Raw genomic sequence first — 24,206 nt, 5'->3', positions numbered from 1 at the left:
TGACGGGTCATGATACGGCGCGAACGAGCGGGAGACACCCATGACAATGCTGCCTGGTTGGGCGATGGATGCCATGAACATCCTGGCCCAGGCGTTCATTCTGGCCGTGGGTCTGGCGGCCCTGATCGCCTTGCTCATGTATGTTACCGACATCACCCAGACGCGCGACGCGATCCGGCGCAATTATCCCGTCGTCGGTCGCTTCCGCTCGCTCTTCACAACGCTGGGCGAATTCTTCCGGCAGTATTTCTTCGCCATGGATCGCGAGGAGCTGCCCTTCAACCGGGCTGAACGGGAGTGGGTGGGCCGTTCATCGGAGGGCAAGGGCGGCACAATTCCATTCGGCTCGACCAAGCCGATGGACAAGCCGGGCAATGCGATCTTCGTCAATTGTCCATTCCCGCTGCTGGACGACCATGCCGCCGATACCCAGCCGATGCGGGTCGGACCGGACGCCCGCATCCCCTATGACGCACCCTCCTTCTTCAATGTTTCCGGCATGAGCTATGGCGCCCTGTCCAAACCGGCGGTGCGGGCGCTGTCACGCGGGGCCGCCAAGGCCGGCATCTGGATGAATACCGGTGAGGGCGGGTTGTCGCCCATGCATCTGGAGGGCGGCTGCGACCTCGTCTTCCAGATCGGCACCGCCAAATACGGTGTCCGCGACGAGCTGGGCGGCCTGTCCGACGAGAAGCTGCGCGAAGTTGCCGCCCACGAAACCGTGCGCATGTTCGAACTCAAGCTGTCGCAGGGCGCCAAGCCGGGCAAGGGCGGCATCCTGCCGGCCGAGAAAGTGACCGCCGAAGTCGCAGCGATACGCGGCATTCCCGTTGGCCAGGCATCGATCTCGCCCAATCGGCATCCTGAGTTCGACGATATCGGTGGTCTGCTGGACATGATCGGGCATATCCGCGAGGTCACCGGCAAGCCCGTCGGCTTCAAGGCGGTGATCGGCGCCTATGGCTGGATTGACGAGCTGTGCGTCGAGATCACCAAGCGCGGACCCGACAGCGCCCCCGACTTCTTCACCATAGACAGTGGTGATGGCGGCACCGGCGCGGCGCCGATGGCGCTGATGGACAATGTCGGGCTGACGATCCGAGAAAGCCTGCCGATCGTGGTCACCATCCTCGAACGCTATGGCTTGAAGGACCGTATCCGCGTGGTCGCGTCAGGCAAATTACTGACCCCGGGGGCGGTCGCCTGGGCGCTCGCGGCCGGCGCCGACTTCATCCAGTGCGGCCGCGGCTTCATGTTCTCGCTCGGCTGCATCCAGGCGCTGAAATGCCACAAGAATAGCTGTCCGACCGGCGTCACGACCCACAAGAAACACCTGCAGCGCGGTCTCGTGGTCAAGGACAAGGCCGAGCGGGTCGCCGCTTACGCCAATACCGTGCGCCAGCATGTCGAGATGATCGCCCATTCCTGCGGCGTGCCGGAACCGCGCCGACTGGGCCGCAAACATGTCCGCATCGTCCAGGCCAATGGCCGCTCCCTGCCGATGACGGCGCTGAGTTACCTGCCTGACGACGAAGCACCCAACCGGGAAATCCCCGGCCAGGCCTGATATCCACGCCATCGGACACAAAAGAGCGCCGGAACCCGCAGGCTCCGGCGCTCTTTTCATTCGGCCACATCCACCGTATCGCCGTTAACAGGCGCGATACTCACCATTGCGCCAATAGGTGCAACCATCGCGATTGTTGACGTAGTAATAGCGATTGGCGCGCTCATCGAGATAGAGGCGGGACTGGTTGGGATTGTCTTCGGTCCAGCGGCAGCCGCCTTCCGAGCGACAACCGGCATAAGCACCGGCGGCGCCGCCGACGACGCCACCGATGATGGCACCAGTCTCGGCATCGCCCGAACCGGTATTATTGCCGATCACGGCACCGGCCGCCGCGCCCATGGCCGCGCCGGTGGCCGCACCGCGGGTCGTTGCACCACAGGCCGACAGACCCACAACGGCAACGGAAACAACAAGCAGTGACTTCAACATGACGGCGTCTCCCGTATTGGTTCGACTTGCATAGACGTGTGAAACGCCGAGCCGCCGGGAAAGTTCCGCCGCCTACGCCAAATTCACCCGCCGCATCGTCAAATTGACCCGGCCACCCGCCGGAAAATGTTCCGCCGGCAAAAGGGTCGACGTGCCGGGATAGATGCGGTCGATGCCATGATGACAATGGCGGGCTTCGCCGCCGAGCACGACGACATCGCCGGACGACAATACCATTGAGGCCGTTTTGCCACCGCGTTTCGGACCGCCGAGGCGGAAGCGCGCCTTGTCGCCCAGCGAGATCGACACGACGGCGGCATCCGTCGCCGCCTCGTCCCAGTCAACATGCAGGCCCATCCGGCTCTCCGGCGTGTACCAATTGACGAGACAGGCTTCAGGAAGGGCAGGATAGTCTGCCAGCTCCTGCCACAAATCGGTCAGCAGGGCGGGCATGGCCGGCCAGGGATTTCCGGTTTGCGGATGGGCCGGCTCGTAGCGATAACCTCCATGCTTGTCGGTGACCCAACCCAGCGACCCGAAATTTGTCATGGTCACCGATAGTGGCTGCCCGGTCCGCGGCATGGACGGACGCCAGAACGGGGCTGTCGCCTGGGCCGCGACTACGGCGTCGATCAAGCCTTCCTGTTGCTGTCTGGACAGGCGTCCGGGCAGCAGGCGAAAGCCGGCGGGCATGGCGAATCTGTCACTCATACCGTCAAGATGGGGCGCACACGCCCGCCTGGCCACCCGCTCCTTGCGGCGCCAGAGCCTGAATCTGTCGTCCCTCCGTCGCGTTTACGTGTCCCGGAGTCATACCAAATGCGTATGGGCGATATGCGATGGAGCTGCAGCAGGCCTTGCACTGTTCGCCATCCCTCCCTAAATCGCCCACTGACAGCGGGGTTATTCCTGCGAACACTTGAACCAGACCGGTGTCGGCACACCGGTATCATCAATGACGATCCCGAAGGGGGCGGTCAGCGGGGTGTGAGGTGCTTCTTTTGAAGGCCGCACATTCGCCGGACGGGTCCCGCTTGGAAAAAACGGAGAAGCGATCAATGAGCAAGGTCATCGGCATCGACCTGGGTACGACCAATTCCTGCGTGGCGGTTATGGAAAGCGGCCAGCCAAAGGTCATCGAGAATTCCGAAGGCGTCCGGACCACCCCGTCCGTCGTGGCCTTCACCGAGGATGGCGAGCGCCTGATCGGCCAGCCGGCGAAACGCCAGGCCGTCACCAACCCCGACTACACCTTTTTTGCCATCAAGCGCCTGATCGGCCGCATGATGGACGACCCGACGGTCAAGAAAGACATCGACATGGTGCCCTACGCCATCGTCCCGTCCGACAGCAATGACGCCTGGGTCAAGGGCCGCGACAAGAAATACTCGCCGTCGGAAATCTCCGCCTTCACTCTGCAGAAGATGAAGGAAACGGCGGAAAGCTATCTCGGCGAGAAGGTCGAAAAAGCCGTGATCACGGTTCCGGCCTATTTCGACGACGCCCAGCGCCAGGCCACTAAGGATGCCGGCAAGATCGCCGGTCTGGAAGTCCTGCGCATCATCAACGAGCCGACCGCGGCCGCCCTGGCCTATGGCCTCGACAAGGGTGAGAACAAGACGATCGCCGTCTTCGACCTCGGCGGCGGCACGTTCGACGTCTCGATCCTCGAGATCGGTGATGGCGTATTCGAGGTGAAGGCCACCAATGGTGACACCTTCCTCGGCGGTGAAGACTTCGACATGCGCATCGTCCAATACCTTGCGGACGAGTTCAAAAAAGAGAACGGCATCGACCTGAAATCGGACAAGCTGGCTCTCCAGCGTCTGAAGGAAGAAGCCGAGAAGGCCAAGAAGGAACTGTCCTCGGCCACCTCGTACGAAGTGAACCTGCCCTTCATCACGGCCGACGCCTCGGGCCCGAAACACCTCAATATCAAGCTTTCCCGCGCCAAGCTGGAAGCCCTGGTCGAGGATCTGGTCAAGCGCACACTCGATCCCTGCAAGAAGGCGCTCAAGGATGCCGGCCTCAGCCCGTCCGACATTGACGATATCGTCCTCGTCGGCGGCATGACCCGCATGCCGAAGGTCCAGGAAGCCGTGAAGGGCTTCTTCGGCAAGGACCCGCACAAGGGTGTGAACCCGGATGAAGTCGTTGCCATGGGTGCCGCCATCCAGGCCGGCGTGCTACAGGGCGATGTCAAAGACGTGCTGCTGCTCGACGTCACCCCGCTGTCGCTGGGTATCGAGACCCTGGGCGGTGTCTTCACCCGCCTGATCGAGCGCAATACGACGATCCCGACCAAGAAGTCGCAGACCTTCTCGACCGCCGACGACAACCAGACCGCCGTGACCATCCGGGTTTCCCAGGGTGAGCGCGAAATGGCGGCCGACAACAAGCTGCTCGGCCAGTTCGACCTGGTCGGCATCCCGCCGTCACCGCGCGGCCTGCCGCAGATCGAGGTCACCTTCGACATCGACGCCAACGGCATCGTCAACGTCTCGGCCAAGGACAAGGCGACCGGCAAGGAACAGCAGATCCGCATCCAGGCCTCCGGTGGCCTGTCCGATGACGATATCGAACAAATGGTCAAGGACGCCGAGGCCAATGCCGAGGCCGACAAGCAGAAAAAGGAACTCGTCGAGGCCCGCAATGGCGCCGAGGCGATGGTCCACCAGACTGAAAAGCAGCTTGAGGAGTTCGGCGACAAGGTGCCGGGCGACGACAAGGACGCCATCGAGGCGGCCCTGAACGAGCTGAAGGAAGTCAAGGATGGCGAGGATCTCGAAGCCATCCAGCAAAAGACCCAGGCGCTGGTCCAGGCCGCCATGAAGCTTGGCGAGGCCATCTACTCGGCCCAGCAGACCGAGGCGGCCGAAGCCGATGCCAAGTCTGACGCCGAAGGTGATGATGACGTGGTCGACGCGGAGTTCTCCGAAGTCGACGACGACAAGAAGAAAGACGCGTAAGGTCCGGTTTGACCGGGAGGGCAGCGTGCCCTCCCGGCCCAAGCCATAAAGTCCGGCCATGACCCGTCCCGATCCCCTGACCGCTCCGTTCGGAGCTTTCGCCCTCTCGCCAATGGCCGAGACGTTTCGTCGTCTGCCCATGGCGATGCCGGGGGATGCGCTGCGCCGTAGCGCGGAATCCGTCGTCCGCCGCGCCCTGATGTCCGGCGGTCGCGACATTGCCGATATCGAAGTCTTTCCTGGCCAGTTCGCCCGCGTTCACCTGCGGGATAATCGCTGCGAGAAGCGTGTCTTTGCCGGTTCAAAAAGCTGGGACAGTGCCGAGCGCCGCGCCATTCGTGACGCCATGGCGACCAAGCCGGCGGGTGAGACCTTCGTCTTTGTCGATGCCGGCGCCAATGCCGGTCTCTACACCCTGTCAGTGCTCGCCGATGCCGCCGCCCAATCGCGTCCCGTCAAGGTCATCGCGGTCGAGCCGGATGTTGAGAACCGCCGCCGGCTGGAATTCAATCTCGATGTGTCCAAGGCGTCGGCCGTGACCGTCCTGCCCTATGCGCTTGGCGCCGAAGAGGGTGAGGGCGCAATGGTGCAGTCGGCGACCAATCGTGGCGAAGTCCATGTCGCCAGCGGCAGCGAGACCGGCGACACGATCCGGCTGCGCCCGCTCAAGGCGGCCCTGGCCGAGGCCGGAACCGGCCGCGTCGACGTCATGAAAATGGACATTGAGGGCTTTGAGGCCCCGGTCCTTAACGGCTTCTTCGCGGAATCACCGCGTTCCTTGTGGCCGACCATGATCCTTCTCGAGACCCGGCATGAAGCTGCCATTACCGATGGCGCCGCCGGTCTCTGTCTTGAACACGGCTACGAGCTAGCCAAGCAAATGCGGCAGAACGCAGTTCTCGTTCTGCCGACAGGTGACCCGTCATGAGCAAGCGTGATTTCTACGAAGTCCTGGGTGTCGAGAAGGGCGCCGACGAGAAGGCGCTGAAGAGCGCCTATCGCAAACAAGCGATGAAATTCCACCCGGACCGCAATCCTGGCGATGCCGCGGCTGAAGCCCAGTTCAAGGAAGTCGGCGAGGCTTATTCCGTCCTGTCAGACCCTGACAAACGCGCTGCCTATGACCGCATGGGCCATGCCGCGTTTGAGCAAGGCGGCATGGGCAATGGCCAGGGACCATTTGGCGGCGGCGGCGGTGCGGCCGATTTCGCCGATATTTTCGAACAGGTCTTTGGCGAAGCCTTCAACATGGGCGGTGGCATGGGTGGCCGCCGTGGCGGTCGCGGCCATTCCGGTCCGGCCCGCGGCGCCGATCTGCGCTTCGACATGGAAATCAGCCTGGAAGACGCCTTTCACGGCAAGGACGAGACCATCAAGGTCCCCACTGCCATGCATTGCGAGCGCTGTGATGGTCAGGGCAATGAACCCGGCACCCAGCTGGAAACCTGTGGCACCTGCCACGGTGCCGGCCGTATCCGCCGCTCGCAGGGCTTTTTCACGATGGAGCAGACCTGTCCGCAATGCGGCGGTCGCGGCCAATACGTCAAAACACCCTGCCAGGATTGTGATGGCGTCGGCCGGGTCCGCAAGACCCGCACGCTCAATGTCACCGTCCCGTCCGGTGTCGAGGATGGCACCCGCATCCGCTTGGCCGGTGAAGGCGAGGCCGGTGCCCGCGGCGGGCCGCGCGGCGATCTCTACATCTTCATCTCCGTCCGCGAGCACGAGATTTTCGAGCGCGACGGACCGAATCTCTACTGCCGGACGCCGGCGTCGATGGTGCAGGCAGCGCTCGGCTGTTCGATCCAGGTGCCGACCATTGAAGGCGGCAAGGCCGAGATGAAAATCGCTGAGGGCGCCCAGACCGGCAAGCGCATGCGCATGCGCGGCAAGGGCATGCCGCGCCTGCGCGGCGGCCCGCGCGGCGACATGATTGTCGAGCTTTTTGTCGAGACGCCACGCAATCTGTGCGACCGCCAGAAAGAACTCCTGAAAGAATTTTGCGACCTGTCAGGCGAGGGCTGCAATCCGGACAGCGCCGGTTTCTTCAACAAGGTCAAACAATTCTGGGACGAAGTCACGACCGATGACGGCCGCCCCAACGCCGGCTGACAGGCTCCAACAGACGACGTGACATGGCCTGCCAGTGCAGACTAGGCTTGCCCGGTCTTGCCGCCGTTCACGGGGTGGCGCACGGGGGGCAAAGTGACAGAGCCAGATCTCAAACCCGACGACGAAGCCCGGTTCGACACGGCCGAATACGTGCTCTACCAGCGCTCACCCTTCGGCATGATCGGCACCAGCGCTCTGATCTTCGTTCTGGTCTACGGGTTCTACGTCCTGATCGCTCAGCTCACCCAACGCCCGGCCTTTCTTGCATTCGATGACGCCGGCAACTGGATTACCCATCCGGTCAGCTGGGTCGCTTTTGTCCTGTCGCTGATCCAGACCGCCGCCATTGCCTTCGCCGGCAGCGCCAAGGGGCGCTGGGAAACCGAAACCGACGATCTTGTGCTTGCGGTCAATCCTGCGGGCAGGCAAGCGGCGCTCAATCTTTCGAAAGGCACACCGGTCAGCTGGCGGGCCGGCTATCATCGCCTGTTTTGGGCCGGTTTCGTGTTCGGTATCATCTTCAATGTGGTGATGATCCTGATCGAAGGCATCTCGCCCTTGGAGTATGCAAACTCGGTCGGGCTGTGGTTCCTCATCGTCTCACCCATCCTGTTCGGCACCGGTTTTCGGGCCGGCATGGACGTGTCGCGGCGCAGCCGTGAGATCAAGCAATTGATCGCCGATCACCTGCTGGTCGACCTCTTCCATCTCGACCGTCTGAACACGATCGGAAAGATCGGCCTCCGGGCCGCACGCTCCTGGATGATCATGGCCGCCATCCTGTTGCTGTTCATGCTCAACCCTGAACAACTCTGGATCACGGTTCCGACCATTGTCGCCACCGCCGCCGGCGGTGTTTTCATCCTGACCAGCGCGCTCAATCCGGTACACCGCAAAATCGTCGCCGCCAAACAAGCCGAGCTGGCGCGCATTCATGACGAGATGGCACAGGTCCGGGACCGGGCACTGGCCGGCGAAGATGCCGCCTCGTCGGCGCTGGCCGGCCTGACCGACTATGAAATCTGGGTGACAAACCGCCCCGAATGGCCCCTGTCGACCGGACTGGCCACACGCTTTTCGCTCTATATCCTGTTGCCGATCATACCGATTGTCGGCTCCTACCTGTTCGAGAAGCTGGCAGACCAACTCGTAACGGGAGGGCCGGCTTGACCTCACCCATTCGTACCACTGTGCTCGGCCCGACCGGGCGCTTGGGCAGCGCAATCTGTCGGGCCCTGCTGGATAGTCCGGACTTCACACTCGCCGGCGCCGTCGTGCGCTCTGAATCGCCCGCGGTCGGTGAGGATATCGGCGCCTGGCTGGGCGGGGAGCCGGTCGGTTGCCGCGCCGAAACCGCGCTCGAACACGCCGTTCACGAGGCCCAGATCGTCATTGATGCCAGCCTGCCGAGCATGACGATTGCCGCCGCCGAGCGGTTGGCCAGCTTGGGCGGTCCGGCCCTGATTACCGGTGTTACCGGCTTCAATCGCGACCAGAACCGGCGACTGGATGCCTGCACCGATCGCATCGCCCTCCTCACCGCCGGCAATTTTTCGCTGGGCGTTGCCGTCACCGAAACGCTGGTTCGCGAAGCGGCTCGCCTGCCCGCAGAGGCTTGGGATATCGAGGTCCACGAGACCCATCACAAGCGCAAGGCCGACGCGCCGTCCGGCACCGCCCTGATGCTGGCCCGCGCCGCTGCGGCAACCCGCGGCGAAACCCTGGAAAACATCGCCACCTGGAGCCGCGAAGGCACGACCGGACCCCGCAAGCCCGGCTCGATCGGCTTTGCCGTGTCGCGCGGCGGGTCGGTGGTGGGCGAACATTCCGTACGCTTCCTGGCAGAGCTGGAGGAGATCACGATCTCGCACCGGGCGCTCGACCGCTCCATCTTCGCCCGCGGCGCCCTGGAAGCCGCACGCTGGATGGTCAATGGCAATGCCGGCCGGCCGGCCGGTCATTATTCCATGCAGAATGTTGTCGCCGGCTAGCTTTTGGCGGTCGGGGCGTCGGCCGGGATACGCGCCAGCCAGCCGCGCGCCTTGACGGCTTCGGCCCGGGGTCGCGCCACCGGCACCCGTTCGCCCGTCTGCAAAGTGATACGAAGATCACGTCCGACCCGTTTCACGGTGGCAACCGCATCATCGGCGATCCACCAGGACCGGTGCACCTGCAAACCGTCCTTGCCCTCGAGCCGCAGCAGCGCATCGGACAATCGACCGCGCACAAATAGACGCGCCTGCCCGGTCCTGATTTCCAGATAATGATCCTCCGCCCGCACATACAGGAGTGGCTCGTTCGGCCAGGCCGCATTGAGACCGGGAATATCCGGGTCCATCAGAAGGCCCGGCCCGCCATCGACCGGTCCGGCCAACAGGGCACGACCCGCGACGGCGAATTTCAGCACCAGGACCAGCGCCGCAACCGGCATCGCCGCCGGTGCCAGGAAGACAAAGAATTCGACGAGCGGATCCGGTGCCTTCGGCAGGATCGGCGTAAACTTCAGCGCGTGAAGTTCCAGCGTCAGCGCCAAGGTGCACAGCACGACAGCAAGGCCAGAGCAAACCAGCTTCCAGGCCCGGGTACGCGGGACAAGACGCGACAGCCCGTACTCGATCAGCCACGGCTGGAGGAGCATCAGACTGGCGACGATTAGCCACAGGAAAAAGCGGTGGCCAACGCCCAATTCATCAGTGTCATAGGCACCTGCCGCCGAGAACAGCGCCGCCAGCACGACAATGCCCAGGGCAAGGCAAGCGGCCTGCATGATCGCCGGCAGCGGCAGGTTCGGACGATTGACGTCGGGTCCGGACACTTCACGACTCCCCGATTGGACAGGCCCCATACGAAGGCTAACAGCGGGTCAGGCCCGCCACCAACGGCGTGGTGGCACACCTGACCTAATCAATCACAACGGAGTTCGTCCATGGTCCATCTGCTGAAACCCTTGCCCGCCCTCACAGCGCTTCTGCTCATTACCGCAATGGCCGGGGGCGCACCGGCCCAGGAGCGCCGGGACATACCGGCCCTGACCGTTCATGGCGAACCGGCGCAGGCCGGTGATGCCGCCGGTATTGCCGATTTCATTGATGACTACCGCGCCGCCTGGGGCATGCAGGACACCGAGACCCTGATGGCGCTGCATACCGCCGATACCGAGTGGATCAATGCCTATGCCCGCATTTTCCAGGGCCGGGAACCGCTCGGCGAATTTCTGGAAACCCGTCTTTTCCCGGGCTTCGATGCCTCGGTGTCGCAGGGCGAGGCCGACAATATGACCGTGATTTCAACCCGCCATATCGGCAATGATGGGGCGGTCGTTCACCTCTACACCGACAGTGATCGCGGCGCCGCCGCCAATCCCGGCGAGCCGCTGCGGCGGGTCCATTTCCATCTCGTCCTGGAACGCGCCGGCGCGGGCTGGCAGATTGCCCACACCGTGATCATGGATGCGCGCACCTGACCCTCGCACAACACTCGGTCATGAACCCAAAAAGCCGGCCCGGTCGCTGCATTGCGACCGGGTTTCCGCTCTCGCCATACTCCTGACAAATCCGGGATGTTGCACGTGAAACCTCCCATCTTGCCGCATCACACAAACCCTGACATCATCCCGCCAGATCAAATCTTCAGGAGGTGTCAGTGCGCCGCGCCGAACGTCTCATCCGCATTGTCCAAGCCCTGCGGGAAGCCGCGCCAGGTGCTGTGACGGCCCATGAGATGGGCCATCGTTTCGAAGTGTCCGAACGCACCATCTATCGCGACATCGCCCATCTGATCGGATCGGGCGCACCCATCGATGGCGAGGCCGGTGTCGGCTATGTGCTGCGACCGGGTTTCGACCTGCCGCCGCTCAACTTCTCCTTCGAACAGCTCGACGCCCTGGCCCTTGGCGCCCGCCTGGTCAAGGCAACCGGCGACAAGGATCTCGCCTCGGCTGCCAATGAAGCCTTGGCCAAGATCGAGCACGCCCTGCCGGACACGCACCGCCAGCGCCTGCGGAATGTGCCGCTATTCGCGGCCTTTCTTGACGAGACCGTGCGCCCGGAAGCCTTTGGCCCGGTGCGCAATGCGATCGCCAACCGGCGCAAGCTGCGGGTGCGCTACCAGTCGCTGGCCGATGACACCACGGAGCGCGTCATCCGGCCGCTGGCGCTGACCTGTTTCGGCCGCGTCTGGCTGCTCTCGGCTTGGTGCGAGCTGCGCAATGATTTCCGTCATTTCCGCACCGATCGCGTCGAACGCCTGACCGTGCTCGCCGAGAGTTTCGAGGACGAGCCCGGCAAGCGCTATGAGGACATGCGGCGGGCGGCTTAGGGCCTACCAGCTCCCGGTATTCTCCATCGACGCCCAAGGCTCTTGCGGTGGCAGATTGTCGCCGCGCTGGAGGAGTTCGATAGAGATACCATCGGGTGAGCGCACAAAGGCCATGTGGCCGTCCCGCGGCGGGCGGTTGATGGTGACACCCATATCCATCAGGCGCTGGCAGCACTCATAGACATTGTCCATCCGGTAGGCGAGATGGCCGAAATTGCGGCCGCCCTGATAGGTCTCCGGGTCCCAGTTATGGGTCAGCTCGACGCACGGCAGGCCTTCGGGGATTTTGCCACCCGTATAACCGGCCGCAGCGACATCTTCCGGCGCCGCCAGGAAAATCAGGGTGAAGCGGCCCTTTTCACTGTCCATCCGGCTGATTTCGGTCAGTCCGAGGCCGTCGCAATAAAAGCGCAGGCTGGCTTCGAGATCCGCGACCCGGACCATCGTGTGTAAGTAACGCATGGATATCCCCGTATCAGTTATCGGCCGAACCGGCCGCATCGCTATTGGCGCCCGACAAGGCTTTCACCGCCCATTTGGGGCGCTTTCTCGGAATGACAACATCATCAAGCGGTTCACCGCGGGCCCGGGCGAGGGCCGGGTTGAAATTTTCCGGCGTACGGGCGTGGTGGATGCGGGCAACCACGGCGCCGGCAAAGGCCCAGCAGCCACACAATCCGAAGAACATGTAGAACATCCACGGATAATAGCCGACATCATACCAGGGCCCGCCGTCCAGCGTCATGACGATATAGGGCCACAGCGCGATCAGCCCGATCGCGGCGGGCGGCGTGATGGCGATGGCGAGCAGCAGGGCGGCGGCGATATAGAGCGCGCCGCGCGGTTCATGGGCGGAGACATAGATGCGCTCGAATGTAGCGGCATCGACCCCCTTGATCGTGCCGGCCTTGGTCTCGCGGCGCTCGGCATATTCGATGCGGGCATCCTCCATCAGCGAGCGCCGGGCGGCGAGCCAGCTGAGGAAAAAGGCGGCAGCAGCGATCAGGGCGACGGCCGCCGCATAGAGGAAGGGATTGCTCATCCCGGCAATTTAGCCCCTTGCGGCCTCATAGGCGAGCATGGCGCGCTTGCGTTCCACACCCCAGTGATAACCGGTCAATTTGCCATTGCTGGCGAGCACGCGGTGGCAGGGGATGAGCCAGGAGATCGGATTGGCCCCGACCGCCGCGCCGACCGCCCGTGACGCCTTGGGTGTGCCGACCCGTTCGGCGATTGATTTATAGCTGGTGACCTCACCGGTCGGGATGGTCAGAAGAGCCCGCCAGACCTGGCGCTGCCAGGGCGTGCCGTAAAGCGCGAGCGGGAGTTTGTCCGGCCCGGTCGGGGTGAAAATACGCTCCGCCCAGCTGCGGGCCACGGTGTCATCACGGCTGAAGTCCGCCGCCGGATAGCGTGCTTGAAGATCGGCGAAACCGCTCTCGACATCCGGATCGGCAAAAGCCATCGCCGACAGGCCGCGCGGCGCGATCAGCAGGACCGCATCACCAAAGGGCGACGGCGCCACGCCCCATTGAAAATTCAAACCGGCCCCGCGGCGGCGGGCATCGCCGGGCGTTACCGCTTCATGGGCGATAAAAAGATCATGCAGACGGCCCGGTCCGGACAGACCGGCTTCAAAGGCGGCATCCAGCACGCAGGCCCCATCCTCCAGCGCGTCACGGGCCGCGTCATGCGCCAGGGCGCCAACAAATTTCTTCGGCGAAACACCGACCCAGCGCGTGAAAACACGCTGGAAATGATGCGGCGACAGGCCGGCCGCTTTTGCGGCCCGGTCAAGATCGGGATGGTCACGCCAGTTATCGCCCAGAAAGGCAAGCGCACCGGCGATGCGGTCATAATCCTTGGACGAGGCGTCGAGTGTGTAGATATCGGCTGTCATGGATATGAGTTTACGCGCTCCAAGGCGCCACTCCACCCGGTTCTTGCGGTGATATCCCGGCGCAAGAAGCGGGATGACACCGGTGCGCGCTTGGTTATAGGTGGGGCCATGACCCAAACCTCCCCCAAGCCGAAAAAGCGTGTCGCCCGGCAACCACGCGGCCTCAATCGCGAGCAAGCCCACGACCTGATGGCGCGCCTGGCGCAGGATCGACCCGACCCGAAGACGGAGCTGGACTACACCAATCCCTATACACTGCTGGTCGCCGTCGCCCTGTCGGCCCAGGCGACCGATGTCGGCGTCAACAAGGCGACCCGGCTGCTGTTCCAGGAAGCTGATACGCCGGAAAAAATGGTGGCGCTGGGCGAGGACCATGTCCGCGACCGGATCAAGACGATCGGCCTGTTCCGCAACAAGGCCAAGAATGTCATCGCCCTGTCGGAGCTGCTGATCGACCGTCATGGCGGCGAAGTGCCTGCGGACCAGGCGGCCCTGGAAGCCCTGCCCGGGGTTGGTCGAAAGACCGCCAATGTGGTGATGAATGAGGCTTTCGGCGTGCCGACCATCGCTGTCGACACCCATATCTTCCGGGTGTCCAATCGCACCAGGCTGGCGCCGGGCAAGGATCCGCTGGCAGTCGAATTGCGGCTGGAAAAGATAATGCCCGACGAATTCCGCCAGGGCGCCCATCACTGGCTGATCCTGCATGGCCGTTATCTATGCAAGGCAAGAAAGCCAGAATGCTGGCGCTGCCCGGTCGAGGATATCTGCCAGTTCAAGGACAAGACGCCCGCACCGAAAGGCGCCACGACGTAACCGCCTGGCGTTTGAGTATAAGAGAGAGGGCGCAGGATACCGGCCGGAGCCGATAAAGCGCTGATTCAAATTCAAGTAGGCTGCCACCGGCATCCCGCCAAATCTTTTCAAAAAGAACTGGGAGATTTCCCGGCCTGCCTTCCAGCCCCCGAATAACGATCCGAGCGTCGAATGGCCTGGGAACCGGAAAGACTATGCGCTGGGGCGAAAAGGGGGAGGGGGGACAAGTTTTTGCCGATCCCCCCCCAAGCACCGTCATCCCGGCGCAGGCCGGGACCCAGTCTGCGACGCAAGTTGTTGCCAGGTCTGGCGAAAGCACGTCTGCGAGACTGGGTCCTGACTTCCGTCAGGATGACGTTTGTTTTTGGTAGTTGCGGGAAGAACCCGCCTCTCCCCGACCGGGGAGACGTTCCGGAGTGCATGCGCGCGCAGGCGGTAAGGTCGAGAAGCTTGCCGCTACGCCTCGAGCAGGGATTTCAGCGCCTCGGCGAAGATGGGGCCAATATCGGGACCCTGTTCGGGATAGAGATAGGGCTCGATCAGTTCGATTTCGATCAGGGCCAGCTGGCCATCGAGACCGCGCAGCATGTCGACACGGGCATAGAGCAGGTCACCCTCGATACAGTCGAGCACCGAGCGCGCCAGGGCCAGCTCCGCCTCGCTGGGCTGATGGATTTCCTCGTGGCCGCCATATTCCGACTGGACCCGGTAATCGCCCTTGGCGGGGATTTTTCGGGCGCAATGGGAGAATGTGCGATTGAAGAAGAGAAAAGCATATTCGCCCTCCTCGCCGACAGCCGGCAAGAAGGGCTGGATCATGCACTCGGCCGGCGGCAGGGCGGCAGCAGCGGGCAGGGCCTCGCCGCGGCGGATGCGGGCCTGGCGCCAGGCGCCGGCGCCCAGGACCGGCTTCACAACGATATCATCCGCCCCCAGCGTGTCGAAAGCGGCGTGGATGGTGTCGGCGTCCGCGGTTTGCGCCCAGACCGTCGGGATCATCGGCGCACCGCGCGCGGCCAGGTCCTTGAGATAGGTCTTGCGGCTGTTCCAGCGCACGGTCTCGAGCGGATTGAGAAGCCGGCTCTCGCGATCACAGCGCTCGAGCCGGGCCATGAAGGCGTCCGGCTTTTCCATATAGTCCCAGCAGGTGCCGATCATGACCGCGTCGAAGCCCGACGGATCGAAGTCCGGCGCATCCCAGATCACCGGTTCAAGACTCAGCCCCCGTTCGGCGCAGGCCGAATGAAGCGCAGCGATTTCAAGCTCATACTCCCAATAGTCCTTGCGGACATCGGGATGGTCGCGAAGCATGCAACTGGCGGTGAGAAAGGCGATACGGGTCATGAAAGGTTGGCTAGCGCCGCGCCGCCGTGGCCGCAAGCCTTGTCCTTGCCCGGCGCTGCGTTTAACCCTGCGCCGGACAGCAGCCGAAATGGATGAAACCCATGTCCGCAACCCGTTATGACGTCCTCGCCGTTGGCAATGCCATTGTCGATGTTCTCGCACCCGCCACCGACGCCTTCCTGGCCGCCGAAGGCATCGCCAAGGACGCCATGACGCTGATCGACGAGGAACGGGCCCGCACGCTTTACGACCGCATGCAACCGGGCAAGGAAGCCTCCGGCGGCTCGGCTGCAAATACTGTCGCGGGCATCGCCTCTCTGGGTGGCAAAGCGGCCTATATCGGCAAGGTGGCCGATGACCAGTTGGGCGAAATCTTCAGCCATGACATCCGCACGATCGGCGTTCATTTCGACACGCCGCCACTGCAGGACGGGCCAGCCACGGCGCGCTGCCTGATCAATGTGACCCCGGATGCCGGTCGTTCGATGTCGACCTTCCTCGGCGCCGCCGCCCTGGTCACGGAAGCGGATGTCGCCGCCGGCGCGGACGCGCTGCAGGCCTCGCAGATCATCTATCTGGAAGGCTATCTGTTCGACCGCGAAGAGGCCAAGCGGGGCTATGTCGCCGCGGCCGAAATGGCGGCCGCCCACAAACGCCGCACAGCGCTGACCCTGTCGGACCTGTTCTGTGTTGAACGCCACCGCGCCGCCTTCCGGCACCTGGTTGCCAATCATATCGATATCCTGCTGGCCAATGAGGCCGAGCTGAAGGCCCTCTACGAGACCGAGGATTTCGACGCAGCCATTGCCCAGGCCCGCAAGGATGTCGCCATTGTCGCTGTGACACGGTCGGAAAAGGGCGCCGTGATCGCCCGCGGGGACGAAATGATCACCGTCGCCGCCGAACCGGTCAGCCAGCTGGTTGATACCACCGGGGCGGGCGACCTGTTCGCCGCCGGTTTCCTGCTGGGTCTCGCCCAGGAGCGCAGCCTCGCCGAAGCGGGAAAAATGGGTGCGATTTGTGCTGCGGAAATCATCTCGCACTATGGTGCAAGGCCGGAAACAGCACTGAAAACACTCGCTGAATCCGCCGGGATCGCCTTTGAATAAAGGCGTCTCGGGCATTTGCCTAAAAACTTAATGAAACAACTCCGGCATTTTAACCACAATTCAAGTGCTTGCTGACATTCTGATCGCTGAGAACGGGTGAGTGGCGACATTCATCCCGTGTGTTTGGTGGCGATATCGCGACCTCTCGGGGAAGCGTTCAGGGGTTAACATGGCACCCATCCGCAAAGCAGTGGCGCGGGTAATGCGATCACTGGTCATGAAGTTCACACTTCTCACCGGTGCGCTTATCTTCGCAACTACACTGATGCTGATGACGTTGGAGAGCGTGTCCGCACAGCGCGAGACACGGCGCCTGCTCATCGATCGGTCTGTCGCGACCCTGCAGGCAACCGCCAGCCGGTTGGCAAATCCGATTTCCACCAATGATGCCGGCTATGTCGACGTCTATGTCGAGGAATTGATTGCCTCCATCGGCGCCTCGCAACTCTATGTCCTCAACAATCGCCGCGAAGTCCTGGGCGAAGCCTATGATGATGACCGCGATCAGGGCCAGTTGCGCGCCGCCGATCTGGCCGTGATGTCGCTGGGTGCCGGCGATCTGCGCTACGACCTGTCAAACGGCATGCTGGAAGTGGCCGCGCCGGTTTACACCCAGTCGCGGCGCCTCGTCGGTGTCGTCTACATGCAGCAGCCGCTGGTCGAGCTGGCCGCCTCGCGCAATGCCGCGATCCAGCGCCAGACCCTGATCGCCCTGTTTGCCCTCGGCATTTTCCTGCCGCTCGCCGCCCTGATCGTCGGCCGTGCCCTCAAACCGGTACAGACGCTGACCGATGCAGCCCGCCTCGCCTCGTCGAAAAATCTCGACATGCGCATCAAGGTGAAGACCGGCGACGAGCTGGAAGTGCTCGCCAATGCCTTCAACCGCATGTTTGCCCGCCTCGACGGCAATCTGAAGCGCATCCATCGCCTCGCCTATGTCGACCTTGTTACCGAGCTGCCGAACCGTGAGCGTTTCCGCAAGGAAACTGAACGCGTGGCCCGCAAATCGCTCGAAGAGGGCACATCCGGTGCGGTTCTTTTCCTCGATCTCGACCGTTTCAAGCGGGTCAATGATTCGCTCGGTATCGGCGAGGGCGACCGGTTGCTGGAAATGGTGGGTCGCCGCTTGTCGGAAGTGACGCGTGGCTGTGATCTGGCCTCGGGCAATCTCGACGAACCGTCCATGGTCGCGCGCCTCGGTGGCGACGAATTCACCGTGCTGGTGCCGGGTATTGAAGACAGTGCCGACGCCGCCCGCATCGCCAACAAGCTGGTCGATGCCATCCGCCTGCCGTTTGAGATTTCCGGCCACCAGGTCTTCCTGGGCGTCTCGATCGGTGTCGCCGTCTTCCCGCAGGACGGAGCCGACCCGGAAACCCTGATGCGTCATGCCGACCTTGCGATGGCGCATGCCAAGCGCGCTGGTGGCTCGGCTGCCCAATTCTTCGAACCGACGATGAACCAGTCCGCCTTCGAGCGTCTGGTGCTGGAAAACGAGCTGCGCGACGCCGTCGCCCAGGACCAGCTGGTCGTCTTCTACCAGCCGAAAGTCCTGATGAAGGACGGTGCCTGCGCCGGCGCCGAAGCCCTGGTGCGCTGGCAGCATCCGACCGCCGGCTTGCTCTCGCCGGGTGCCTTTATCGAGGCGGCTGAGGAATGCGGCCTGATCGGCGAGATCGGTGACTGGGTGTTGCGCGCGGCTTGCCGTGAAGCGGCGGCCTGGCGCGAAAAAGGCCTGGAAATCCCGGTCGCCGTCAATGTCTCCGCCATGCAATTCGATCGTGACGGTTTCTCGGACTCGGTGCTGGAAGCGCTCGCCGCCGCCAACCTCCCGCCGCACCTGCTGGAACTCGAGCTGACCGAATCCATCGCCATGGAAAATCCCGAGCGGGTGATCGAACAGGTCCAGCCGCTGCGTGATCGCGGCGTCAATTTCGCCATTGATGATTTCGGCACCGGCCACTCCTCGCTGTCCTATCTGACGCGCATGCCGTTCGACGTGTTCAAGATCGACCAGAGCTTTGTGCGCGACATGACGACGGACCATCACGCCCGCATCGTGGTCGAGACGATCTTGGCCATGGCCAAGTCGCTGAAGCTGGAAACCGTTGCCGAAGGCGTCGAGACCACCGAGCAGATGACCATGCTGCGAGCCCAGGGTGCGACGCTGGCGCAGGGCTTCCTGTTCGGTCGCCCGATGCCGGCCACCGACTTCGTGGCCTTCGCCTCGGACAGCTATTCAGACCGCGCCGTCGGCGAATAATCCGGCCCGCAACTCAGCTTGAACCCTTGATCCGCCTCTCCGGGTCGGCCACATCGTGTGCACGACTTCATCCGGAGACCGGTCCATGACGCACGCTTCCTCGCCCGACTATGCCGATGCCAGCGCCTGGCGCGGCACCACGATCATCGCCGTGCGCAAGGACGGCCGCCTGGTGGTCGCCGGCGACGGCCAGGTCTCGATCGGCCCGACCGTGATGAAGGGCAATGCCAAAAAGGTCCGGCGCCTGGCCGGCGGTGACGTGATTGCCGGCTTTGCCGGCGCCACCGCCGACGCCTTCGCCCTGTTTGAACGCCTGGAGGCCAAGCTCGAGCAATATCCCAAACAACTCGCCCGGGCCTGTGTCGAACTGGCCAAGGATTGGCGTACCGACCGCTATCTGCGACGCCTGGAAGCGATGCTGATCGTCGGCGACAAGACTGAGACCTTCCTGCTGACCGGTGCCGGTGATGTGCTGGAACCGGAAGATGGTGTCGTGGCCGTCGGCTCCGGCGGCAATTTCGCCCTCTCGGCCGCCCGCGCCATCTATGAATACGAAGCCGATCCGGAAGTCATCGCCCGCAAGGCCATGGCGATCGCGGCGCGGATCTGCGTCTACACCAATGAGACGCTGACGGTGGAAACACTGGGCGACTGACATCGCCACGCCCACCGCCTGACCATCGCGCCAGTCAGCCCGGACAAGGCGGGCCGCCTTGGCGACTGCCCCGATGCGAACAGATTGCATCCAAATCCCATTGCCGCTGCATCTGTGGTCAGAGACGCGCTGCAAAGGAGGCCGCGATGGGTAAAAATTCAATCTGGCATGCTTGTGTGTTCGCCGCCGGCCTTTGTTTTCCTGCGGGTACAGTGGCCCAGTCCGACCATGCCTTCCTGGCACCGCATGCCGGTGGCGGATTCGAGACACGGCATAACTTACCGCTGATCATTGAGGCCGATACCACCCTCAATGCCACCGCGATAACCAACCGCTCCGCTGTTTTCAACGACGTGCCGTTTGACATCTCGCTGGCCGCTTTCATTGCTGCGGATCAGGCCGTCATGGTCCATGCCGAGCGGGTTGCGGACGGGTCCGGTGCCGCCAATTACACCCGGTTCGAAGCGTCGAGCTGGCCGATGGACGGATTTCGGCACAAGCCGCTGCGCTGCTTCGACGTCGATGCGGAAATCATAGCCGAGGAACACGACCTCAACTGGCTTCGCGACCGGGGGTTTGATCCGCTCGGGCCAGTCTGGATCGAGCAATACTTTCTGTCCGACACCCGTTTCAACAATGAAGTCGTAATTTCGCTCCTGGTCCGCAGCACCAGCTGCGACACCGAACCCGTCGCGACCCTTGATGCCTTGCGGGCCACCACCACCGTCAGACCGCACGATTAACCCGCAAACCTGCGCTTCATCCCGAAACATCATGAATTCCAAGGCATTGCCGGCAGGGTCTCGGATGAAGACCATGCCTTGTTCGCCGGGCTCTGTTCCTCAAACACGGGCATTGGGCTCGATGATGAAGTCCAGGCTGGCGGCCACGTGCTGGAACCGTAAGACGGTGTGGTCGCGGTCGGACCTGGCGGCAAGGAAAAGGCCGGGCAGTTAATGCGGCGGCACGTGGATCACGACAGGCCCCGACGCGCGCGTGACTTCAATGTCTGCGGCGTCGCCTGCGTTGAAATCGGCGAATAGCCAGCGGACAGTATTGCAGACCGCTGCGCCGTCGGCCTGCATCGAGCGGTCATTGAGCCGGACCACATGGTCGCCAAGACGCAGGCCTGCCTGCGCCGCCGCCGACCCCTCGAACAATTGCACCACCTCGGCATGATCATCGACCCAGGCAATGGCGTATCCGGCATCGACCCGCGGTTCGGCCGGCTCGGGACGCGCTTCGAAGAAGATGTTCGCGCCGGCATAATCCAGCGTGATTACATGGCTGGACAGCCAGCCGGCACCCAGCAGGGTGGGCGGTACGGCACGGATGGTCGCGGGAGCGGTCGGCAGGGCTTGGCCGGACAGTTCAAATTCACGCAATGAAAAACGGGCCAGCGGTCCGGTCGGCCCGCGTCCGCCGGCAGACTCGCCTTCCTGGCCTTCGCCGCGCTGCAGCGACCCCGGGACCATGCGCGCCCGGGCCGACGCGCTCTCGGCGACCCGGGCGAACAGGGTGATCGCATCGGCGCTGCCAGTGTCAAACAAGGCGCGATCACTGATTTCACCGAGCTGGTAGTCGATGATCGGCGCGTGCGGATACCCGAAATCATGCAGCCGCCCGCTCAGGTCCGGATCATGGTCGGCCAGGGCATCCGTCGTCGCGGCAATGGTCAGCGTCTCACTTTGTGCATCAATGCGCCAGACACTGCCGGGAAGAATTTCCGAACCGATCACACCGCCCCCGATCAGGCAGCCGCCCGTCGCTAGGCTGCTAAAGTCGAACACCAGGACCGGGACGTCACGAAACACCGTATGGCCAATCACCAGCTGGTCCAGTTGCACGATATCCATTGTCACAGGATTGCCATTGGCATCAAAACCGGTGTTCTGACCGAGCGGTTCAAGACCCAGCTGGTCAGCCAATTGCCGCGACAGGATGGTCGGCGAGCCGGTGTCGAAGATGAATTCCTGTTCGATCCCGTTCGCGGCGGCTGGGACGAAGAGCTTCCCGCCGCGGACTTCCATCGGGATGGCGTCGGGCGTGTCGGGGCGTTCAAGCCGGACCGGCTGTGAAAACAACGCCCGAAGCTCTGCAGACTGGGCAGTTGCGGCGCCGGAAACCAGACCGCTCACCACCGTCACAGCAGCGAACAGGGTAGCGGCGCAAATACGAATGAAAGGCGGAAGGGACATGCTTAATTTCACAGTTGTCTCCAATCATGGACAAACCGTGTCAACCCATTCCCCAATGGTCGCCGGATATTAGAGACTTGCGTCGCGCTTGACCAGATCAGGCGGTATCAATGCCGGCCGGTCAGGACGCGAATATCTGGCTTTCATCCCGGAAAGTCTTGAATTCCAGGGCGTTGCCGGCGGGGTCACGGACAAAGAAAGTACCCTGCTCGCCGCGTTGACCCTCGAACCGGACATAGGGTTCAATGATGAAGTCCCACCCGGCGGTCTTGAACCGTTCGGCCAGGCCCTCCCAATCGGACCAGTCCAGCAACAGGCCGAAATGGCGAACGGGGACGGCGTGATTGTCGACATCACCCGTTGCGGCCGGTGTGCACTCGGCGGGAGCCAGATGGGCGACGATCTGATGGTCGAACAGGTCGAAATCGACCCAGTTCGCCGAGGACCGCCCCTCGCGACACCCCAGAAGCTCGCCATAAAAACGACGGGCTGCAGCGAGGTCATCAACCGGGAAGGCAAAGTGGAAACGCGGGCGTGTCATCAGATTGTGCCTTTCAGGACTGGTTTTGGTCACCGCCCCTGATTACATCAAGGGACCGCGCAAGCAATGCAAAGACAATAATGACCGATTTTTCTCCCCGCGAAATAGTTTCCGAGCTCGACCGATTCATCGTTGGCCAGGCCGATGCGAAGAAGGCGGTCGCCATCGCCCTGCGCAATCGCTGGCGCCGCCGTCAGCTGGACGAGGACCTGGCCGAGGAGATCACGCCGAAAAACATCCTGATGATCGGGCCGACCGGCGTCGGCAAGACCGAGATCTCGCGCCGCCTGGCCAAGCTCGCCGGCGCGCCTTTCATCAAGGTCGAGGCGACCAAATTTACCGAAGTCGGTTATGTCGGTCGTGATGTCGACCAGATCGCCCGCGACCTGGTGGAAATCGCCATCAGCATTGTGCGCGAGAAAAAGCGTGAAGACGTCAAGGCGAAGGCCCATGCCGCTGCCGAGAACCGGGTGGTGGACGCGCTGGTTGGCCCCGGCGCCAGCGAAAGCACGCGCGAAAGCTTCCGCAAACGCCTGCTCGCCGGCGAGCTGGACGACAAGGATGTCGAGATCCAGCTGGCCGATAGCGGGGCCGGCATGCAGATGCTGGACATTCCCGGCATGCCCTCGGGCGGGGCCGGCGTCATCAATCTTGGTGATATCCTGGGCAAGGGCTTCGGCCAGAAGACCAAGACCGTGCGCCTGAAGGTGAAAGACGCCTACGAGCCGCTGATCAATGAGGAGGCGGACAAATTGCTTGATGACGGCCAGATCACCGCCGAAGCGATCAAGCTGGCGGAGAATGACGGCATTGTCTTCCTCGACGAAGTCGACAAGATCGCGGCCCGCTCGGATGCCCGCGGCGGCGATGTCTCGCGCGAAGGCGTTCAGCGCGACCTCTTGCCGCTGATCGAAGGTACGACCGTGGCGACCAAGCATGGCGCCATCAAGACCGACCATATCCTGTTCATCGCATCCGGCGCCTTCCATGTCGCCAAACCGTCGGACATGTTGCCGGAATTGCAGGGCCGCCTGCCGATCCGGGTCGAATTGTCAGCGCTCAGCGAAGCCGATCTCAAGCGTATCCTGGTCGAACCTGAAGCCAGCCTGATCAAGCAATATATCGCCCTTATGGGGACGGAAGGCGTGACGCTGGACTTCACCGACGACGCCATTGATGCGCTGGCCAAGCTGGCTGCCGACGTCAATGCCAGCGTCGAGAATATCGGTGCCCGTCGTCTGCAGACGGTGATGGAGAAGCTTGTGGAGGAGATTTCCTTCACCGCGTCGGACAAATCCGGTCAGGCGATCACCATCGATGCCGACTATGTCGCCGAACATGTCGGTGAACTGGCCAAGAATGCCGACCTGTCGAAATTCATCCTGTAACCAGTGCCGTCAGTTACGGCTTCGAGTCCTCAGCGTGACATAGAAAGCCCCGCTGCCGCCGTGGCGGGCGTGCGATTTCGCGAACCCTGATACATACTGACTAAACTCCGGAAGGCCCAGCCATTCCGGTAGCTTACGACGCAGAACGCCGGGTTCTTCAACCTGTTCCCAGGGCGCCGTATCGCGGTCACGGGACTTGAACCCCTTGCCGGTGATGACCAACACCGTGCGATAACCGCTGGCGAAAGCCATTTGCAGGAAGTGGCGCAACGAACGCAGCGCCTGGTCCTGGGTCAGGCCGTGCAGGTCGATCCGGCCGTCAATCTCGACGCGGCCGCGCCGGACCCGTTTTTCACCGGATCGGTCATGAGGGGTCGGTGGGTCGTAGGTGGCGGGTTCGCGTCGGGCCGGAGGAAGACGCAGACCGGTATCATAGGCCCGCGCCGCCGTGTCCATCTTGCGATTGGCGTCGGACGGAGTCTCCTCGGGGGTTTCGAGTTTGCGGAGCCGGTCCTCGGCGATCGGGGTCACCGACTTGGCAACACGCGCCCAAAGAGCCCGCTCGTCCGGCCGCATGGTCCGTTTGCGGGCCATC

General features: G+C 63.1%; 24 protein-coding genes. 14 read left to right on the top strand and 10 right to left on the bottom strand.

Annotated features, from left to right (window positions below; translation table 11 throughout):
* Positions 1-46: 46 nt before the first annotated feature.
* Positions 47-1,567, top strand: coding sequence for an FMN-binding glutamate synthase family protein (locus C7435_RS10465; RefSeq protein WP_121211439.1), 1,521 nt, complete (start codon positions 47-49; stop codon positions 1,565-1,567).
* 84 nt (positions 1,568-1,651) lie between these two features.
* On the opposite strand, the gene C7435_RS10460 is transcribed toward C7435_RS10465, so the two are convergent.
* Both C7435_RS10460 and C7435_RS10455 read right to left on the bottom strand, forming a co-directional pair.
* On the bottom strand, positions 1,652-1,999 hold the full coding sequence (locus C7435_RS10460; protein ID WP_121211322.1) for a YMGG-like glycine zipper-containing protein: 348 nt from the start codon (positions 1,997-1,999) through the stop codon (positions 1,652-1,654).
* Between the two features lie 72 nt (positions 2,000-2,071).
* Positions 2,072-2,710, bottom strand: coding sequence for an alpha-ketoglutarate-dependent dioxygenase AlkB (locus tag C7435_RS10455; RefSeq protein WP_121211320.1), 639 nt, complete (start codon positions 2,708-2,710; stop codon positions 2,072-2,074).
* A 347-nt stretch (positions 2,711-3,057) separates the two neighbouring features.
* Between C7435_RS10455 and dnaK the strand changes: the two genes are divergently transcribed.
* The 5 genes from dnaK to dapB all read left to right on the top strand — a co-directional run bounded on the left by dnaK (position 3,058) and on the right by dapB (position 9,071).
* Positions 3,058-4,968 (top strand): molecular chaperone DnaK, encoded by a 1,911-nt coding sequence (gene dnaK / locus C7435_RS10450; RefSeq protein ID WP_075190217.1) that lies wholly within the window; start codon positions 3,058-3,060, stop codon positions 4,966-4,968.
* A gap of 58 nt (positions 4,969-5,026) precedes the next feature.
* Positions 5,027-5,896, top strand: a complete 870-nt coding sequence (locus tag C7435_RS10445) for an FkbM family methyltransferase (RefSeq protein ID WP_121211318.1) — start codon at positions 5,027-5,029, stop codon at positions 5,894-5,896.
* Entirely contained in the window at positions 5,893-7,080 is a 1,188-nt protein-coding gene (dnaJ, locus tag C7435_RS10440; RefSeq protein WP_075190215.1) for a molecular chaperone DnaJ, read from the top strand. Before C7435_RS10445 ends, dnaJ begins: the two co-directional genes overlap by 4 nt.
* 93 nt (positions 7,081-7,173) lie before the next feature.
* Positions 7,174-8,250, top strand: coding sequence for a hypothetical protein (locus tag C7435_RS10435; RefSeq protein ID WP_075190214.1), 1,077 nt, complete (start codon positions 7,174-7,176; stop codon positions 8,248-8,250).
* Positions 8,247-9,071: a 4-hydroxy-tetrahydrodipicolinate reductase gene (dapB, locus tag C7435_RS10430; RefSeq protein ID WP_075190213.1), complete on the top strand. Its 825-nt coding sequence runs from the start codon at positions 8,247-8,249 to the stop codon at positions 9,069-9,071. Before C7435_RS10435 ends, dapB begins: the two co-directional genes overlap by 4 nt.
* On the opposite strand, the gene C7435_RS10425 is transcribed toward dapB, so the two are convergent.
* The gene (locus C7435_RS10425; RefSeq protein ID WP_075190212.1) at positions 9,068-9,895 is read right to left on the bottom strand and encodes a LytTR family DNA-binding domain-containing protein; all 828 of its coding nucleotides are present in this window, start codon (positions 9,893-9,895) and stop codon (positions 9,068-9,070) included. The genes dapB and C7435_RS10425 overlap by 4 nt on opposite strands.
* Before the next feature lie 111 nt (positions 9,896-10,006).
* Here C7435_RS10425 and C7435_RS10420 point away from each other — a divergent pair, with 111 nt between their 5' ends.
* Entirely contained in the window at positions 10,007-10,543 is a 537-nt protein-coding gene (locus C7435_RS10420; RefSeq protein ID WP_075190211.1) for a DUF4440 domain-containing protein, read from the top strand.
* Positions 10,544-10,722: 179 nt separating this feature from the next.
* Positions 10,723-11,397 carry a helix-turn-helix transcriptional regulator gene (locus C7435_RS10415; protein WP_075190210.1) on the top strand — a complete coding sequence of 225 codons (675 nt, stop codon included), beginning with the start codon at positions 10,723-10,725 and terminating at the stop codon, positions 11,395-11,397.
* A 3-nt stretch (positions 11,398-11,400) separates the two neighbouring features.
* Here C7435_RS10415 and C7435_RS10410 read toward each other — a convergent pair whose 3' ends face one another.
* Genes C7435_RS10410 through C7435_RS10400 form a run of 3 tightly spaced genes read right to left on the bottom strand, consistent with a single transcriptional unit; the run spans position 11,401 to position 13,297 of the window.
* Positions 11,401-11,859: a VOC family protein gene (locus C7435_RS10410; RefSeq protein WP_075190209.1), complete on the bottom strand. Its 459-nt coding sequence runs from the start codon at positions 11,857-11,859 to the stop codon at positions 11,401-11,403.
* Between the two features lie 13 nt (positions 11,860-11,872).
* Positions 11,873-12,439, bottom strand: a complete 567-nt coding sequence (locus C7435_RS10405) for a hypothetical protein (protein ID WP_075190208.1) — start codon at positions 12,437-12,439, stop codon at positions 11,873-11,875.
* A gap of 9 nt (positions 12,440-12,448) precedes the next feature.
* Complete coding sequence (locus C7435_RS10400) at positions 12,449-13,297, bottom strand: methylated-DNA--[protein]-cysteine S-methyltransferase (protein ID WP_075190207.1); 849 nt, start codon at positions 13,295-13,297, stop codon at positions 12,449-12,451.
* A 108-nt stretch (positions 13,298-13,405) separates the two neighbouring features.
* Between C7435_RS10400 and nth the strand changes: the two genes are divergently transcribed.
* A complete protein-coding gene (gene nth, locus C7435_RS10395; RefSeq protein WP_121211316.1) occupies positions 13,406-14,113 on the top strand; it encodes an endonuclease III in 708 nt (235 codons plus the stop codon).
* 456 nt (positions 14,114-14,569) lie between these two features.
* Here nth and C7435_RS10390 read toward each other — a convergent pair whose 3' ends face one another.
* Positions 14,570-15,457 carry an ATP-grasp domain-containing protein gene (locus C7435_RS10390; RefSeq protein ID WP_121211314.1) on the bottom strand — a complete coding sequence of 296 codons (888 nt, stop codon included), beginning with the start codon at positions 15,455-15,457 and terminating at the stop codon, positions 14,570-14,572.
* Positions 15,458-15,558: 101 nt separating this feature from the next.
* Between C7435_RS10390 and C7435_RS10385 the strand changes: the two genes are divergently transcribed.
* The 4 genes from C7435_RS10385 (at position 15,559) to C7435_RS10370 (ending at position 20,227) form a co-directional block, all read left to right on the top strand.
* A complete protein-coding gene (locus C7435_RS10385) occupies positions 15,559-16,566 on the top strand; it encodes an adenosine kinase (RefSeq protein ID WP_170150429.1) in 1,008 nt (335 codons plus the stop codon).
* A gap of 217 nt (positions 16,567-16,783) precedes the next feature.
* A complete protein-coding gene (locus C7435_RS10380) occupies positions 16,784-18,829 on the top strand; it encodes a putative bifunctional diguanylate cyclase/phosphodiesterase (RefSeq protein WP_233350743.1) in 2,046 nt (681 codons plus the stop codon).
* Between the two features lie 85 nt (positions 18,830-18,914).
* Positions 18,915-19,484: an ATP-dependent protease subunit HslV gene (gene hslV, locus C7435_RS10375; protein ID WP_075190203.1), complete on the top strand. Its 570-nt coding sequence runs from the start codon at positions 18,915-18,917 to the stop codon at positions 19,482-19,484.
* A 146-nt stretch (positions 19,485-19,630) separates the two neighbouring features.
* Positions 19,631-20,227, top strand: a complete 597-nt coding sequence (locus C7435_RS10370; RefSeq protein WP_143742998.1) for a hypothetical protein — start codon at positions 19,631-19,633, stop codon at positions 20,225-20,227.
* Between the two features lie 210 nt (positions 20,228-20,437).
* On the opposite strand, the gene C7435_RS10365 is transcribed toward C7435_RS10370, so the two are convergent.
* Both C7435_RS10365 and C7435_RS10360 read right to left on the bottom strand, forming a co-directional pair.
* A complete protein-coding gene (locus C7435_RS10365) occupies positions 20,438-21,682 on the bottom strand; it encodes an aspartyl protease family protein (RefSeq protein ID WP_075190201.1) in 1,245 nt (414 codons plus the stop codon).
* 121 nt (positions 21,683-21,803) lie between these two features.
* On the bottom strand, positions 21,804-22,223 hold the full coding sequence (locus C7435_RS10360) for a VOC family protein (protein ID WP_075190200.1): 420 nt from the start codon (positions 22,221-22,223) through the stop codon (positions 21,804-21,806).
* Positions 22,224-22,303: 80 nt separating this feature from the next.
* Here C7435_RS10360 and hslU point away from each other — a divergent pair, with 80 nt between their 5' ends.
* A complete protein-coding gene (gene hslU / locus C7435_RS10355; RefSeq protein WP_121211308.1) occupies positions 22,304-23,611 on the top strand; it encodes an ATP-dependent protease ATPase subunit HslU in 1,308 nt (435 codons plus the stop codon).
* A gap of 9 nt (positions 23,612-23,620) precedes the next feature.
* Here hslU and C7435_RS10350 read toward each other — a convergent pair whose 3' ends face one another.
* Complete coding sequence (locus C7435_RS10350) at positions 23,621-24,205, bottom strand: Smr/MutS family protein (RefSeq protein ID WP_075190198.1); 585 nt, start codon at positions 24,203-24,205, stop codon at positions 23,621-23,623.
* Between the last annotated feature and the right edge of the window lies 1 nt (position 24,206).

This window comes from Maricaulis maris, from assembly GCF_003634045.1.
GTDB classification, from domain to species: domain Bacteria; phylum Pseudomonadota; class Alphaproteobacteria; order Caulobacterales; family Maricaulaceae; genus Maricaulis; species Maricaulis maris.
This window is presented reverse-complemented; position numbering and strand designations above follow the sequence as displayed.

What these genes read in the sequence shown, in the direction of transcription:
- C7435_RS10465 (WP_121211439.1), top strand. Translation starts at nt 47, where the DNA reads ATGCTGCCTGGTTGGGCGATGGATGCCATGAACATCCTGGCCCAGGCG.
- C7435_RS10460 (WP_121211322.1), bottom strand. Translation starts at nt 1,999, where the DNA reads ATGTTGAAGTCACTGCTTGTTGTTTCCGTTGCCGTTGTGGGTCTGTCG.
- C7435_RS10455 (WP_121211320.1), bottom strand. Translation starts at nt 2,710, where the DNA reads ATGAGTGACAGATTCGCCATGCCCGCCGGCTTTCGCCTGCTGCCCGGA.
- dnaK (WP_075190217.1), top strand. Translation starts at nt 3,058, where the DNA reads ATGAGCAAGGTCATCGGCATCGACCTGGGTACGACCAATTCCTGCGTG.
- C7435_RS10445 (WP_121211318.1), top strand. Translation starts at nt 5,027, where the DNA reads ATGACCCGTCCCGATCCCCTGACCGCTCCGTTCGGAGCTTTCGCCCTC.
- dnaJ (WP_075190215.1), top strand. Translation starts at nt 5,893, where the DNA reads ATGAGCAAGCGTGATTTCTACGAAGTCCTGGGTGTCGAGAAGGGCGCC.
- C7435_RS10420 (WP_075190211.1), top strand. Translation starts at nt 10,007, where the DNA reads ATGGTCCATCTGCTGAAACCCTTGCCCGCCCTCACAGCGCTTCTGCTC.
- C7435_RS10410 (WP_075190209.1), bottom strand. Translation starts at nt 11,859, where the DNA reads ATGCGTTACTTACACACGATGGTCCGGGTCGCGGATCTCGAAGCCAGC.
- C7435_RS10405 (WP_075190208.1), bottom strand. Translation starts at nt 12,439, where the DNA reads ATGAGCAATCCCTTCCTCTATGCGGCGGCCGTCGCCCTGATCGCTGCT.
- C7435_RS10400 (WP_075190207.1), bottom strand. Translation starts at nt 13,297, where the DNA reads ATGACAGCCGATATCTACACACTCGACGCCTCGTCCAAGGATTATGAC.
- nth (WP_121211316.1), top strand. Translation starts at nt 13,406, where the DNA reads ATGACCCAAACCTCCCCCAAGCCGAAAAAGCGTGTCGCCCGGCAACCA.
- C7435_RS10390 (WP_121211314.1), bottom strand. Translation starts at nt 15,457, where the DNA reads ATGACCCGTATCGCCTTTCTCACCGCCAGTTGCATGCTTCGCGACCAT.
- C7435_RS10385 (WP_170150429.1), top strand. Translation starts at nt 15,559, where the DNA reads ATGTCCGCAACCCGTTATGACGTCCTCGCCGTTGGCAATGCCATTGTC.
- C7435_RS10380 (WP_233350743.1), top strand. Translation starts at nt 16,784, where the DNA reads ATGAAGTTCACACTTCTCACCGGTGCGCTTATCTTCGCAACTACACTG.
- hslV (WP_075190203.1), top strand. Translation starts at nt 18,915, where the DNA reads ATGACGCACGCTTCCTCGCCCGACTATGCCGATGCCAGCGCCTGGCGC.
- C7435_RS10370 (WP_143742998.1), top strand. Translation starts at nt 19,631, where the DNA reads ATGGGTAAAAATTCAATCTGGCATGCTTGTGTGTTCGCCGCCGGCCTT.
- C7435_RS10365 (WP_075190201.1), bottom strand. Translation starts at nt 21,682, where the DNA reads ATGTCCCTTCCGCCTTTCATTCGTATTTGCGCCGCTACCCTGTTCGCT.
- C7435_RS10360 (WP_075190200.1), bottom strand. Translation starts at nt 22,223, where the DNA reads ATGACACGCCCGCGTTTCCACTTTGCCTTCCCGGTTGATGACCTCGCT.
- hslU (WP_121211308.1), top strand. Translation starts at nt 22,304, where the DNA reads ATGACCGATTTTTCTCCCCGCGAAATAGTTTCCGAGCTCGACCGATTC.
- C7435_RS10350 (WP_075190198.1), bottom strand. Translation starts at nt 24,205, where the DNA reads ATGGCCCGCAAACGGACCATGCGGCCGGACGAGCGGGCTCTTTGGGCG.